Genomic DNA, 14856 nt, shown 5'->3' with positions numbered 1-14856 from the left:
CCGCCCGGACGCCCGCACAGACATCCGATGTATGGGCTCATTATGACCCGGTCGCGCCCCAGCCACGGCGGTATGCCGCCCAGTCCTCCTCGGTGGCCGCGAAGTCGACGTACAGCGCCGTCCCGAACCGCCGACGCCCCGGGTCCTCGCGGCTCAGCCCCAGCCGTACGCCCCGCACCGCGGCGCGTACGGTCTCCGCCGAGGCGTGGTGGCCGATGCCTTCGGTGTGGAAGAACGGCAGCCCCATCAGCAGGTCGGTGTGCGGTCCGGTCGCCTCCAGCGCCAGCCGGGTCTGCTGCGCCACATAGCCGCCGTACAGGCTCTCGGCCGGCAGACCGGTGTCGTACGACATCAGCGCTATCTGGTCGACCCGGCGTGCCACCTGCCCGAAGAACCGCTGGGACAGCCACTTGCGATGGCCGGTCAGCGCTCCGCTGACGTGGTGCAGCCCGGGCAGCGGATCGATCTGGTGGACCGCCACGGACAGCACCCCGCCCCGGCGGTGGACCGCGGGCCCGAGCCGGTCCAGCAGCCGCAGGTAGTCCTGGTTGTCGGAGTGCAGCGGTTCGAGGTCCAGATGGACGCCGGCGAAGCCCTCCGCCAGCACCTGCCGGGCGCTCGCCACGATCGCCGTGCGGGCCGCGGCGTCCGACAGCCGCAGTCCGCCGTGCGCGTCCGGCGCGTACACCAGCCGGTCGCCCAGCCAGGCGTGCACCCGCACCGACGGCAGCACGCGGTGCACCGCGGCGATCAGCCAGCGCGCCCGCGGAGCGGACCGACGGGTCGGCGGCAGCGTGCCGTTGTGCTCCAACGGCCCGGCGTGGACGTACAGATCGCGGATGCCCGTGCCCTTCAGCCGGCGGCCCAGCGCCGCCACATCGGCGTCGTCCCGCCGCCCGTCGACCCAGGCGTGCCCGAGCCAGAAGGCGTCCCGTCCCCGCGTGGTGGTCTCCGGTGCCGCCGCGCCCGCGTACTGGGCGCGCAGCGCCGTCGCCGCCACCGTCAGCGGCAGTACGAGCAGGACGGCGACGGTCCAGGCCGCCCACTTCCCCACCCGTTTCCAGCGTTGCCGAGCCATGACTGTCCCCCGTGCTCATTCCCCGTGCCCCCAACGGTGCCCATCATCGCAGCCGGCACCGACAGTCACCGCCGGCCCCGGCCGGAAGGCCGGCGTCCGCCGGGCACTCGGGATGGACAGGGCGCCGGAGAAGGACCGGAAACGCGGACCGAAAGGCACGACGAAGGGGCGGCAAGGCACGGCGAAGACACGGCGAAGGGCGGCAAGACACGGCGAAGGGCGGCAAGGCACGGCGAAAGCACGGCGAAGGGGCGGCCTCCCCTGGAGACCGCCCCTCGTCATCCGTCATCCGGCACCCGTGGTGCCATGACGGTTCGTCAGCCGTTCAGCATGCCCTTGACCCTGGCCCGGACGTCCTCGGTGTCCAGACCGCGGATGGTCAGGGTGGTGCGGCGGCGCAGCACGTCGTCGACCGTCTCGGCCCACTCGTTGTCCCGCGCGTAGGCCACCTGCGCCCAGATCTCCGGGGCGTCGGGGTGGATCCGCTCGGCCAGCGCCGGGTCCTCGTTCGCCAGCCGGGCGATGTCGAAGGACAGCGAGCCGTAGTGGGTGGCCAGGTGCCGCGCGGTCTCCGGGGCCATCCGCGGGCCGGGGGTGCCGCCGTCGACGAGCAGCCGGTGCGCGACCGCGTTCGGGTTGGCGATGCCGGGCAGCGGGAGCTTCTTCGGCAGGCGCGCGATCGGCTCCATGTCGTCGGCCAACGGGTGGCCGGGCAGTGCGGCGAGCTTGTTCATGACCGTACGGCCGATGTGCCGGAAGGTCGTCCACTTGCCGCCGGCGACCGACAGCATGCCGCCGCTGCCCTCGGTGACCACCGTCTCCCGCTTGGCCTTGGAGGTGTCCCCGGGGCCGCCGGGCAGCACCCGCAGACCGGCGAAGGAGTAGGTGATCAGGTCGCGGGAGAGCTGCTGGTCGCGGACGGAGAAGGCGGCCTCGTCGAGGATCTGGGCGGTGTCCTTCTCGGTGACCGCGACGTCCGCCGGGTCGCCCTCGTACTCCTCGTCGGTGGTGCCGAGCAGCAGCATGTCCTCCCAGGGGAGGGCGAAGGTGATGCGGTACTTGTCGATCGGGGTGGCCAGCGCGGCCTTCCAGGGGGCGGTGCGCTTGAGGACCAGGTGCGCGCCCTTGGACAGGCGGATCGAGGGCGCCGCGTTCGGGTCCTCCATCTTGCGCAGGTGGTCGACCCACGGGCCGGTGGCGTTGAGCACCAGGCGGGCGTTGACGCCGAACTCCTCGCCGTCCGTGCGGTCCTTGAGCTCCGCACCGGTGACCCGGCCCTGAGTGAAGCGCAGACCGGTGACCTCGGCGTGGTTGAGGACCGTGGCGCCGGCCGCGACCGCGGCACGGACGGTCATCAGGGCCATCCGGGAGTCGTTCATCTGGTCGTCGCCGTAGACGGCCACGGCCTTGAGGTTGTCGGTGCGCAGTTCGGGCACGTCGCGCTGCGCCTTGGCCGGGGATATGACGTGGCCGACGCCGTCACCGAACGCGGAGAGCGCGGAGTAGGCGAAGACGCCCGCGCCGAGCTTGGCCGCGCCGTGCGGGCCGCCCTTGTAGACCGGCAGGTAGAAGGTCAGGGGGTTGGCGAGGTGCGGTGCCACGTCACGGGAGACCGCACGCCGCTCGAAGTGGTTCTCCGCCACCAGCTTGACCGCACCGGTCTGCAGGTAGCGCAGACCGCCGTGCAGCAGCTTGGAGGAGGCGGAGGAGGTGGCGCCGGCGAAGTCGCCGGCGTCCACCAGGGCCACCCGCAGCCCGGCCTGCGCGGCGTGCCAGGCAGTGGAGATGCCCAGGATGCCGCCACCGATCACCAGGAGGTCGTACGTCGCCTTGGACAGCTGCTCCCGGGTTTCGGCGCGGCTCGCGTGCGAACCGTGGGCCGGGTGCGTCCCGAGTGCCGGGACGCTCTGCAGGGTGCTCATGATGTGCTCCTCGTCAGCTCTCGTCGTCGATCCAGCCCATGGTCCGCTCGACGGCCTTGAGCCAGTTCTTGTATTCGCGGTCACGGGTGGCCGCGTCCATGCGGGGGGTCCATTCGGCAGCCCGGCGCCAGTTGGCGCGCAGCTCGTCGGTGCTGGACCAGAAGCCGACGGCCAGACCGGCCGCATAGGCTGCGCCGAGGCAGGTGGTCTCGGCGACCATCGGGCGCACCACGGGTGCGTCCAGGAAGTCCGAGATGGTCTGCATCAGCAGGTTGTTGGAGGTCATGCCGCCGTCGACCTTCAGTGCGGTCAGGTCGACGCCGGAGTCCTTGGTCATGGCGTCGGTGATCTCGCGGGTCTGCCAGGCGGTGGCCTCGAGGACGGCGCGGGCGATGTGCGCCTTGGTGACGTAGCGGGTCAGGCCCGCGATGACACCGCGCGCGTCGGAGCGCCAGTACGGGGCGAACAGGCCGGAGAAGGCCGGTACGAAGTAGGCGCCGCCGTTGTCCTCGACGGTGCTGGCCAGGGTCTCGATCTCGGCCGCGCTGTTGATCAGGCCCATCTGGTCGCGCATCCACTGGACGAGCGAGCCGGTGACGGCGATGGAGCCCTCCAGGGCGTAGACCGGCTGCTGCTCGCCGATCCGGTAGCCGACCGTGGTCAGCAGCCCGTTGTAGGAGTTGACCGGCTCGTGGCCGGTGTTCATCAGCATGAAGGTGCCGGTGCCGTACGTGGACTTGGCCTCGCCCTGCTCGAAGCAGGTCTGGCCGAAGAGCGCGGCCTGCTGGTCACCGAGGGCGGAGGCGACCGGAACGCCGGCCAGCACGCCCGAGGCGGTGGTGCCGTAGACCTCGGCCGAGGACCTGATCTCCGGCAGCAGGGTTGCCGGGATGTCCATCGAGGCGAGGATCTTCTCGTCCCATTGGAGGGTGTGCAGGTTCATCAGGAGGGTGCGTGAGGCGTTGGTGACGTCGGTGACGTGGTGGCCGCCGTTGACGCCGCCGGTGAGGTTCCAGATGACCCAGGAGTCCATGGTGCCGAAGAGGATCTCGCCGCGCTCGGCGCGCTCCCGCAGGCCCTCGACGTTGTCGAGCAGCCAGCGGATCTTGGGGCCGGCGAAGTACGAGGCCAGCGGCAGGCCGGTCTCGCGGCGGAAGCGGTCCTGGCCGACGTTGCGTCCGAGCTCCTTGCACAGGGCGTCGGTGCGGGTGTCCTGCCAGACGATGGCGTTGTGGACCGGCTCACCGGTGTTCTTGTCCCACAGCAGCGTGGTCTCGCGCTGGTTGGTGATGCCGATGGCCTTGACGTCCGCGGCGGTGATCCCGGCCTTCTGGACGGCGCCGTCGACGACCTGCTGGACATTGGTCCAGATCTCGGTCGCGTTGTGCTCGACCCAGCCCGGCTTCGGGAAGATCTGCTCGTGCTCCTTCTGGTCGACCGAAACGATCCGGCCGTCCTTGTCGAAGACGATGCAGCGGCTGGAGGTGGTGCCCTGGTCGATGGCCGCGATGAACGGGCCGTGGCCGTGCGAGGAGGTGGTGTGCGTGTCGCTCATGGTCTCTGCTCCAAGAAGTCTCTGCGGTCGGCGGGGCGGTCGAACGGCTCAGGCGAACGCGACCTGGTAGAGGCCTCCGGCGAGGGCACCGCCGATGAGCGGGCCGACGACCGGGATCCAGGCGTAGCCCCAGTCTGAACCGCCCTTGTTGGGCAGCGGCAGAAGCGCGTGGACGATTCGCGGGCCGAGGTCGCGGGCCGGGTTGATGGCGTACCCGGTCGGACCGCCCAGCGACAGGCCGATTCCGACGACGACCAGCGCGACCAGCAGGGTGCCGATGACGCCGACGCCCTTGCCGTTGTCGCTCAGGCCGAGGGTGAGGATCGAGAGCACGAGCACGGTGGTCGCGATGATCTCGGTGGCGAGGTTCTGCACGGCATTGCGGATCTCCGGGCCGGTGGAGAAGATGCCCAGGACCGGGCCGGCCGTGGGGGCGGCCTTCGGGTCGACCAGACCCTCCTCGGTGGAGTGGTCCGCCAGCACCTCGGGATCGGTCAGATGCGCCCGGAACTGTCCGTAGTAGACGACCCACACCAGCGCCGCGCCGATCATGGCGCCGAGCATCTCGCCGGCCAGGTAGACCGGCACCTGGCTCCACTGGATGGCGCCCTTGATGGCGAGGCCGAGGGTGACGGCGGGGTTGAGGTGCGCGCCGGACTTCACGGCGATGTAGGCACCCGTGAGGACGGCGAAGCCCCACCCGAAGGCGATGGCCACCCAGCCGGCGTTGTGCGCCTTGGAGCGCTTGAACGTGACGGCGGCGCAGACGCCACCGCCGAGCAAGATCAGAACAGCGGTACCGATGGTCTCGCTGATGAAGATGTCGGAGCTGGACACCCGCGACTCCTTTGTCCTTCGTCCAGGGGAAGACGAACCCCGGGTCCCGTCCGGTGGTCCGCACCCTCCGAGAGGGCGGTGGTCGGTACCGGCAATGCCTCACCATAGCGAATATTGCCGTTAGGTGTTCGACAATGCCGACCGACGAACGGCAGTTTTGTTCACCGTAAGGGCCCCGTCAAGGCTTCCTTGGCGAAAAACTTAGGTGAACTTAAGGGGTAAAACCGGTCAGAATCGCCCTGCGCCAAGATCACGGGACACCGCGCGTGCGCAATCCCTCACAGCAGCGATGATTTCCGGCCGCACTTCCCCCTCGCGGCAGACCCGCTCCACCGCCCCCGTGACGCCCACCGCGCCCACCGGCATCCGCCGCCGGTCGTGGATGGGGGCGGCCACCGACGCCACGCCCTCCCAGGTCTCCTCCACGTCCGCCGCCCAGCCGCGGGCCCGGGCCAGGTCCAGCAGCCCCTCGAACTCGCCGAGGCCGGTCACTGTGCGCGGGGTGAACCCCTCCCGCTCCGCCTCGACCACCTCGCTGTGCGCCACCGGGTCGTACGCCGAGAGCACCTTGCCCAGTGCGGTGCTGTGCAGCGGCTGCATCGCGCCCACCTCCAGCACCTGCCGGCTGTCGTCCGGCCGGAAGACGTGGTGCACGATCAGCACGCCCTGCTGGTGCAGTACGCCCAGGTAGACCGCCTCGCCGCTGGAGCGGGCCAGGTCGTCGGTCCACACCAGGGCGCGGGCGCGCAGCTCGTGCACGTCCAGGTAGCTGTTGCCCAGTCGCAGCAGCTCCGCGCCCAGCTGGTAGCGGCCCGAGGTCGCGTCCTGCTCGACGAAGCCCTCCTGCTGCAGCGTGCGCAGGATCCCGTGCGCGGTCCCCTTGGCCAGCCCCAGGGCGGAGGAGATGTCAGAGAGCCCCAGCCGCCGCTCCCCTCCTGCGAGCAGCCGCAGCATCGCGGCAGCACGCTCGAGCGACTGGATGGTCCGTGCCATCGGGCAACCTCCGAAGTAAGCGGTTCGACAATGCTGAACGATATCGGCCCATGCCGACTTCCGTCAGCGAACCGGACGTTGTTCCACGGCAAGCGGGAGTCTGCCAACGGCCACGGACCGTGCCGGACAGGGGGGTGGAAGGGGAGCGGTGCGGTGCTGTCCACGGCGTGAAACGGGGAACACGTGTACCGGGCCGGCAGCTACGCTGGCCGGGTGCGCCCTCTGAAGGAGGGTGCAAAGCCGACAGCCGTCGCAACCACGGGAGCACTTCCATGGCCTCGAACACGCCATCGCCCATCGATCCGTCCCGCGTCGCATCCCTCCGGGAGGCACTGGCCTCCCGCGTGGTGGTGGCCGACGGCGCGATGGGCACCATGCTGCAGGCGCAGGACCCGACCATGGAGGACTTCCAGCAGCTGGAGGGCTGCAACGAGATCCTCAACGTCACCCGGCCCGACATCGTCCGGTCGGTCCACGAGGAGTACTTCGCGGTCGGCGTCGACTGCGTGGAGACCAACACCTTCGGTGCGAACTTCGCGGCCCTGGCCGAGTACGAGATCCCCGAGCGGGTCTTCGAGCTCTCCGAGTCCGGCGCCCGGATCGCCCGCGAGGTCGCCGACGAGTTCACCGCCTCGACCGGCCAGCAGCGCTACGTCCTGGGCTCCATGGGCCCCGGCACCAAGCTGCCCACCCTGGGGCACGCCCCGTACGTCACGCTGCGCGACGCCTACCAGCAGAACGCCGAAGGCATGATCGCCGGCGGCGCCGACGCGCTCCTGGTGGAGACCACCCAGGACCTGCTGCAGACCAAGGCCGCCATCCTCGGCGCCCGCCGCGCCCTGACGGCCACCGGCACCAACCTCCCGATCATCTGCTCGGTCACCGTCGAGACCACCGGCACCATGCTGCTCGGCTCCGAGATCGGCGCCGCGCTCACCGCGCTGGAGCCGCTGGGCATCGACATGATCGGCCTGAACTGCGCCACCGGCCCGGCCGAGATGAGCGAGCACCTGCGCTACCTCTCCCGCCACTCCCGGATCCCGCTCTCCTGCATGCCCAACGCGGGCCTGCCGGTGCTGGGCAAGGACGGTGCGCACTACCCCCTGACGCCCGGCGAGCTGGCCGACGCCCAGGAGACCTTCGTCGCCGAGTACGGCCTGTCCCTGGTCGGCGGCTGCTGCGGCACCACCCCCGAGCACCTGCGCCAGGTGGTCGAGCGGGTTCGCGGCACCGCCCCCACCCCGCGCGAGGCGCGCCCCGAGCCGGGCGCCGCCTCCCTCTACCAGACGGTGCCGTTCCGCCAGGACACCTCGTACCTGGCCATCGGCGAGCGCACCAACGCCAACGGGTCGAAGAAGTTCCGCGAGGCGATGCTGGCCGGCCGCTGGGACGACTGCGTGGAGATGGCCCGCGACCAGATCCGCGAGGGCGCCCACATGCTCGACCTGTGCGTCGACTACGTGGGCCGGGACGGCGTCGCCGACATGGAGGAGCTGGCCGGCCGCTTCGCCACCGCCTCCACCCTGCCGATCGTCCTGGACTCCACGGAGATCGCCGTCCTCCAGGCCGGCCTGGAGAAGCTCGGCGGGCGGGCCGTCATCAACTCCGTCAACTACGAGGACGGCGACGGCCCCGAGTCCCGCTTCGCGAAGGTCACCGCGCTGGCCGCCGAGCACGGCGCGGCGCTGATCGCGCTCACCATCGACGAGGAGGGCCAGGCCCGTACCACCGAGCACAAGGTCGCCATCGCCGAGCGGCTGATCGCCGACCTGACCGGCAACTGGGGCATCCACGAGTCCGACATCCTCATCGACTGTCTGACCTTCACCATCTGTACCGGTCAGGAGGAGTCCCGCAAGGACGGCGTGCACACCATCGAGGCCATCCGGGAGCTGAAGAAGCGGCACCCCGACGTCCAGACCACGCTGGGCCTGTCGAACATCTCCTTCGGCCTCAACCCGGCCGCCCGGATCGTCCTCAACTCCGTCTTCCTGGACGAGTGCGTCAAGGCCGGCCTGGACTCCGCCATCGTGCACGCCTCCAAGATCCTGCCGATCGCCCGGCTGGACGAGGAGCAGGTCCAGGCCGCGCTCGACCTGATCCACGACCGCCGCACCGAGGGCTACGACCCGCTGCAGAAGCTGATGGAGCTCTTCGAGGGTGCCACCGCCTCGTCGCTGAAGGCCGGCAAGACGGAGGAGTTGCTGGCGCTGCCGCTGGAGGAGCGGCTCCAGCGGCGGATCATCGACGGGGAGAAGAACGGCCTGGAGGCCGACCTCGACGAGGCGCTCCAGGGCCGCCCCGCCCTCGACATCGTCAACGACACCCTCCTGGAGGGCATGAAGGTCGTCGGTGAGCTGTTCGGCTCCGGCCAGATGCAGCTGCCGTTCGTGCTGCAGTCCGCCGAGGTCATGAAGAGCGCGGTGGCCTACCTGGAGCCGCACATGGAGAAGTCCGACGACGAGGGCAAGGGCACGATCGTGCTGGCCACCGTCCGCGGCGACGTCCACGACATCGGCAAGAACCTCGTCGACATCATCCTCTCCAACAACGGCTACAACGTCGTCAACCTCGGTATCAAGCAGCCGGTTGCGGCGATCCTGGAGGCCGCCGAGGAGCACCGGGCCGACGTCATCGGCATGTCCGGGCTCCTGGTCAAGTCCACGGTGATCATGAAGGAGAACCTCGAGGAGCTCAACCAGCGCAAGATGGCGGCCGACTTCCCCGTCATCCTGGGCGGCGCGGCCCTCACCCGGGCCTACGTCGAGCAGGACCTGCATGAGATCTACGAGGGCGAAGTCCGCTACGCCCGCGATGCGTTCGAGGGCCTGCGCCTGATGGACGCGCTGATCGCCGTCAAGCGCGGGGTGCCCGGCGCGACCCTCCCCGAGCTCAAGCAGCGCCGGGTGCCCAAGCGGGACATCGCGGTGCCGGAGACCGAGGAGCCCGAGGGCTCGGTGCGCTCCGACGTCGCCACCGACAACCCGGTGCCGACCCCGCCGTTCTGGGGCACCCGGGTCGTCAAGGGCATCCAGCTCGCGGACTACGCCTCCTGGCTGGACGAGGGCGCGCTGTTCAAGGGGCAGTGGGGCCTGAAGCAGGCGCGCACCGGCGACGGCCCGACGTACGAGGAGCTGGTGGAGAGCGAGGGCCGCCCCCGGCTGCGCGGCTGGCTCGACAAGCTGCAGACCGAGAACCTCCTGGAGGCGGCCGTCGTCCACGGCTACTTCCCCTGCGTGTCCAAGGGCGAGGACCTGATCCTGCTGCACGAGGACGGCTCCGAACTGACCCGCTTCACCTTCCCGCGCCAGCGCCGCGGGCGGCGGCTGTGCCTGGCGGACTACTTCCGCCCGGAGGAGTCCGGCGAGACCGACGTCGTCGGCCTCCAGGTCGTCACCGTCGGCTCGAAGATCGGCGCCGCCACCGCCGAGCTCTTCGAGTCCAACTCCTACCGCGACTACCTCGAACTGCACGGCCTGTCGGTCCAGCTGGCCGAGGCGCTGGCCGAGTACTGGCACGCCCGGGTCCGCGCCGAGCTGGGCTTCGGCGGCGAGGACCCGGACGACGTCGAGGACATGTTCGCGCTCAAGTACCGCGGCGCGCGCTTCTCGCTGGGCTACGGTGCCTGCCCCGACCTGGAGGACCGGGCCAAGATCGCCGACCTCCTGAAGCCGGAGCGGATCGGCGTCCAGCTCTCCGAGGAGTTCCAGCTCCACCCGGAGCAGTCCACGGACGCCCTCGTCATCCACCACCCGGAGGCGAAGTACTTCAACGCGCGGTAGGCGCCCGCCGCGGGGGCACGCCCCGGGTGCAGACCCGTGCCCACGGACGCGGGCCGGCCCCGCTGCCGCCGTCGCAGCGCACCCCGGCGGCCACGCTGTGTGGTCGCCCCAGGGGCCGTCCGGAGACCTTCCGGACGGCCCCTGACCTGCATCACCATCCGTTCCGCCGCGGACCGTCGTACACTGGTCGGTCCGGTAGTGGCCGGTCGTTCCCCTTAGCCGGGGAGGGCGACCGGCCCTTTCGTCCCTTCGGGGACCCTCGCAGTGGAGGTGGATGGATGACCAGCAGCATCCCCGCAGTCGGCACCCGGACGGCCGAACCCGCGACCCTCCAGGCCGTCTTCCTCGACCTCGACGGCACGCTCGTCGACACCGAGGGGTTCTGGTGGGAGGCGGAGGCCGAGGTCTTCGCCGAGATGGGCCACATCCTGGACGACGACCACCGCGAGGTGGTGGTCGGCGGCCCGATGAGCCGCAGCGCCACCTATCTGATTCAGGCCACCGGCGTCGACATCAGCCTGACCGAGCTGAGCGTGCTGCTCAACGCCGCGTTCCTGGCCCGAATCCGGCGCGGTGTCCCGCTGATGCCGGGCGCCCGCCGGCTGCTGACCGAGCTGGCCGCCCATGAGGTGCCGGCCGCGCTGGTCTCCGCCTCGCACCGCGCCATCGTCGACCAGATGCTGTACTCGCTCGGCCCGGAGAACTTCCGGCTGACCCTCGCGGGCGATGACCTGGCCCGCACCAAGCCGCACCCCGACCCCTATCTGACCGCCGCCGCGCGGCTGGGGGTGGACCCCGCGTGCTGTGCGGTCGTCGAGGACACCCTGACCGGTGTGACGGCCGGTGAGGCGGCCGGCTGCCCGGTCGTCGTGGTGCCCTCGGTGACGCCGGTCCCGCCCGCGGCGGGCCGTACGGTCGTCCGCTCGCTGGAAGAAGTCGATCTTCCATTTCTCCGGGCGCTCATCACGGAAAGCCGCGGCAGCGTGCACTGAGCGTGTCGCGGAGAAACTCGGCCGAACTGTGCGGAACGGGCCGCTCATTTTCCGTGACGAATGCGCTGACCGAATTGGTGCACCCACGCGGTTCCCAGAATGCGTGACGTTTCTCACGTGCCGTGCCGTCGACAGGCGGCCCGACAGGTGTTCCAGGGGCTCTCTTCGGTGGTTTCTACGGGGGTAAGTGTCCGGATTGGTGGAGCAACGCGCGAATCGTTCCGGCGTCCGGATATCGATCCCCGTGCCGTCGTTATCCGAGAGCCATATCGATACAACTCCTTTGTGTCCCAGCGCGGCTGGCCGTTCCTACTAATCTCGACGCGAGCAACACCGCTGCGCTGATAAGGAACCTGTCGACGATGAATCGCAAGACCCTGGTGCTGCCGGCGCTGGCCGGTCTCCTCGCCCCCGTTCTCGCTGCCTGCGGTAGCTCGGACGACGCGGGCGACGGCGGCGATCCGATCGTCGTGGGGGTGGCCACCCACATCGAGGCCACCAAGTCCGCGCCCGCCCCACTGGACCCGGCACAGGCCTACGACGTCGACGCGTGGAACGTCATGCGGGCGACCCTGCAGACCCTGATGCGGCTGCCGCGCAGCGGTACCGCGCCGGTGCCGGACGCGGCCGAATCCTGCGGGTTCCGCGACACCCAGAACGAGCAGTACCGCTGCACCCTGCGCAAGGGCCTGAAGTTCTCGAACGGGCACGCCCTGACGGCCCAGGACGTGAAGTTCTCCATCGAGCGCATGAAGACCATCAACAACACCAACGGCCCGGTCTCGCTGCTCGACGACATCGACAAGGTCGAGGCGCCCAGCGACACCGAGGTGGTGTTCCACCTCAGCAAGCCCGACGCCACCTTCCCGCAGAAGCTCACCACGCCCGCCGCGGCGATCGTCGACTCCCAGGTCTACCCCAAGGGCCACCTCTACAGCGGCTTCAACGTGGTCGGCTCCGGGCCGTACACCGTCAAGGCAGAGCGCAGCGGCAACCACATCGCCAAGGCCCTCTTCACCAAGAACCCCTCCTACCAGGGCGGGCTCAAGACGCACAACGACAAGGTGGAGATGCGCTTCTACGCCGACTCCGCCGACACCGAGCGGGCGCTGCGCAAGGGCGACATCGACCTGATGAACCGCGGTCTGTCGCCCAGTCAGGTCCAGGGCCTGGAGAACGCGCGGGACAGTCACATCACGCTGCAGACGATGACCGGTCAGGAGATCCGGTACCTCGCCTTCAACACCAAGGACCCCGCGGTCTCCAACAAGGCCGTGCGGCAGGCGATGGCGCAGGTCGTCAACCGCTCGGACCTGGTGCGCAACATCTACGCGTACACCGGTGACCCGCTCTTCTCGATGGTTCCCACCGGCCTCACCGGCCACATCAACTCGTTCTTCAACAAGTACGGGAACCCCAACGTCGCCGCCGCCCGCAAGACGCTGCGGGACGCGAACATCACCACCCCGGTGAAGTTCACCCTCACCTACACCACCAGCCACTACGGCTCCAGCACCGTCAAGGAGGTCCGTGCCCTGCAGCAGCAGTTCAACAGCACCAAGCTGTTCGACGTGAGCGTCAAGGGCATCGACAGCTGGCAGCAGTACCGCACCGACGCCGTGGCCGGCAAGTACAGCGTCTACAGCATGGGCTGGTTCCCCGACATCCCGGACGCCGACAACTACATCGCACCGTTCATCGGCAAGCAGAACTTCCTGGGCTCGCCGTACCGCAACGGCAAGATCGAGTCGCAGCTGATCCCGGCCAGCCGCCAGCAGTCCGACCGCAACGCCGCCGCCGCCGACTTCAAGCAGGTGCAGGACATCTTCGCCGACGACGTCCCGGTCCTCCCGCTGTGGCAGGGCAAGCAGTACGTCGCCGCCCACGATGACATCACCGGCATCTCATGGGCCCTCAACGCGGCTTCGGGGCTGCAGATCTGGGAGCTCGGCCGCGGCGTCTCCGACTGACCCGCGCACCACCCGCGACACCGTACGACCCGCGACACCGCACACCGCACCGCCGCGGCACTGCCGCCGCGGCCCGACAGGCACCACCCAGATCGTGAGGACCGTTCAGTGAGGAAGCGTGACCAGTGGTTGGCCGCCCCGATCGGAGCGGGGCTGACCACAGCCCTGCTCGCGCTCGCCGGGTGCGGCACGGACGACTCGGGAGCGGCCGGCCACGGTGAACCCGTGGTGATGGGAACGACGGACGGTGTCAAGGCCACCGACCCGGCGGCCGGTTACGACCCCGGATCCTGGCTGCTGTTCAACAACGTGTTCCAGTCGCTGCTCAGCTTCCCCAAGGGCGGCACCACCCCCGAGCCCGAGGCGGCCAAGAGCTGCGACTTCACCGACGCCGGTAGCAAGGTCTACCGCTGCACCCTCAAGGACGGCCTCAAGTTCAGCAACGGTGACCCGCTGACCTCGAAGGACGTCAAGTTCTCCTTCGACCGCACCAAGCGGATCAAGGACAAGAACGGCCCCGCGGTGATGTTCTCGGCACTCGACAAGGTCGAGACGCCGGACGCCAAGACCGTGGTCTTCCGCCTCAAGGCAGCGGATGCCACCTTCCCGATGAAGATCGCCTCGGGCGCCGGCTCCATCGTCGACCACACCCAGTACCCCGCCGACCGGCTGCGTACCGACGGCAAGGCCGTCGGCTCCGGCGTCTACACCCTCAAGGACTACAGCCGCGACCAGGCGGCCTTCGGGGTCAACGGCTCCTACAAGGGCCCCGCCAAGGTCAAGAACTCCGGGATGACCGTGAAGTTCTTCCGCAGCAGCGACAAGCTCAAGAAGGCCGTCCAGGGCGGCGACGTCGACCTGGCCTACCGCGGCCTGGCCATGAAGGACATCGCCCACCTGGGCAACGCCTCGCTGAAGCAGCAGCACGGCACCCAGGTCATCGAGGGCGGCAGCGCCGAGGTCATGCACCTGGTCTTCAACCTCAAGGACCCGGTGGCCGGCAAGCTGGGCGTCCGCAAGGCGGTCGCCTACCTCCTGGACCGCTCCACCCTCGTCCGGGACGTCTACCAGCGCACCGCCGAGCCGCTGTACTCCGTCGTCCCGGCCGGCATCACGGGCCACAGCACCTCCTTCTTCAACGCCTACGGCGACCGCCCGCAGCCGGAGAAGGCCAAGCAGGCGCTGCGTGCCGCGGGCTTCGACCGCAAGGTGCCGCTCACGCTGTGGGCCACCCCCGACCGGTTCGGCCCGGGCACCGTCGCCGCCTTCGAGGAGATCGCCCAACAGCTCAACGCCAGCGGCCTGTTCGACGCCAAGGTGCGCTCGGTGCCCACCGAGGACTACGACAAGGGCGTCTCCGACGGCCGGTTCGGCGTCTATGTGCGGGGCTGGGTGCCCGACTACCCGGACCCGGACAACTTCACCCAGCCGTTCTTCGGCAAGGACAGCGTCCTCGCCAACCACTACAGCTCGCCGGAGATCAGCGGCCGGCTGCTGCCGAAGACGGCCGACCAGCAGGACCGCGGCGCCACCAAGACCGACTTCCGCGCGCTGCAGGACATCGTCGCCAAGGACGTGCCGGTCATCCCGATATGGCAGGGCAAGCAGTACGCGGTGGCCCGCAACGGCGTCTCCGGCCTGGAGTGGACCCTGGACGCCTCGACCGTCTTCCGGTTCTGGGAGATCAGCAAGGCGGCCGACGCCTGACGGGCGGCGCCCACACGACG

At 69.8% G+C, this 14856-nt stretch carries 9 protein-coding genes; 4 read left to right on the top strand and 5 right to left on the bottom strand.

The annotated features are described in order from the left end of the window. Positions 1 to 40: 40 nt before the first annotated feature. From AB0G84_RS19415 to AB0G84_RS19395, 5 genes are all read right to left on the bottom strand, one after another. Positions 41 to 1078: a hypothetical protein gene (locus AB0G84_RS19415; protein ID WP_361321741.1), complete on the bottom strand. Its 1038-nt coding sequence runs from the start codon at positions 1076 to 1078 to the stop codon at positions 41 to 43. Between the two features lie 317 nt (positions 1079 to 1395). After that, complete coding sequence (locus AB0G84_RS19410) at positions 1396 to 3000, bottom strand: glycerol-3-phosphate dehydrogenase/oxidase (RefSeq protein WP_361321739.1); 1605 nt, start codon at positions 2998 to 3000, stop codon at positions 1396 to 1398. A gap of 13 nt (positions 3001 to 3013) precedes the next feature. Next, on the bottom strand, positions 3014 to 4555 hold the full coding sequence (gene glpK / locus AB0G84_RS19405; RefSeq protein ID WP_361321737.1) for a glycerol kinase GlpK: 1542 nt from the start codon (positions 4553 to 4555) through the stop codon (positions 3014 to 3016). 48 nt (positions 4556 to 4603) lie between these two features. Next, positions 4604 to 5392 carry an MIP/aquaporin family protein gene (locus AB0G84_RS19400; RefSeq protein ID WP_361321735.1) on the bottom strand — a complete coding sequence of 263 codons (789 nt, stop codon included), beginning with the start codon at positions 5390 to 5392 and terminating at the stop codon, positions 4604 to 4606. Positions 5393 to 5620: 228 nt separating this feature from the next. After that, positions 5621 to 6385: an IclR family transcriptional regulator gene (locus AB0G84_RS19395; protein ID WP_361321733.1), complete on the bottom strand. Its 765-nt coding sequence runs from the start codon at positions 6383 to 6385 to the stop codon at positions 5621 to 5623. Positions 6386 to 6657: 272 nt separating this feature from the next. Between AB0G84_RS19395 and metH the strand changes: the two genes are divergently transcribed. The 4 genes from metH (at position 6658) to AB0G84_RS19375 (ending at position 14836) form a co-directional block, all read left to right on the top strand. Continuing rightward, entirely contained in the window at positions 6658 to 10167 is a 3510-nt protein-coding gene (gene metH / locus AB0G84_RS19390; RefSeq protein WP_361321731.1) for a methionine synthase, read from the top strand. A gap of 278 nt (positions 10168 to 10445) precedes the next feature. Then, the gene (locus AB0G84_RS19385) at positions 10446 to 11159 is read left to right on the top strand and encodes an HAD family phosphatase (protein ID WP_361321729.1); all 714 of its coding nucleotides are present in this window, start codon (positions 10446 to 10448) and stop codon (positions 11157 to 11159) included. A 362-nt stretch (positions 11160 to 11521) separates the two neighbouring features. Continuing rightward, complete coding sequence (locus tag AB0G84_RS19380; protein ID WP_361321727.1) at positions 11522 to 13129, top strand: ABC transporter substrate-binding protein; 1608 nt, start codon at positions 11522 to 11524, stop codon at positions 13127 to 13129. A gap of 108 nt (positions 13130 to 13237) precedes the next feature. Next, entirely contained in the window at positions 13238 to 14836 is a 1599-nt protein-coding gene (locus tag AB0G84_RS19375; protein WP_361321725.1) for an ABC transporter substrate-binding protein, read from the top strand. Positions 14837 to 14856: the final 20 nt, after the last annotated feature.

The sequence above is a fragment of the Streptomyces sp. NPDC020742 genome (assembly GCF_040641675.1).
GTDB lineage: Bacteria > Actinomycetota > Actinomycetes > Streptomycetales > Streptomycetaceae > Streptomyces.
Note: the sequence above shows the minus strand (reverse complement) of the source record. Positions and strands in the feature narration are given on the sequence as shown.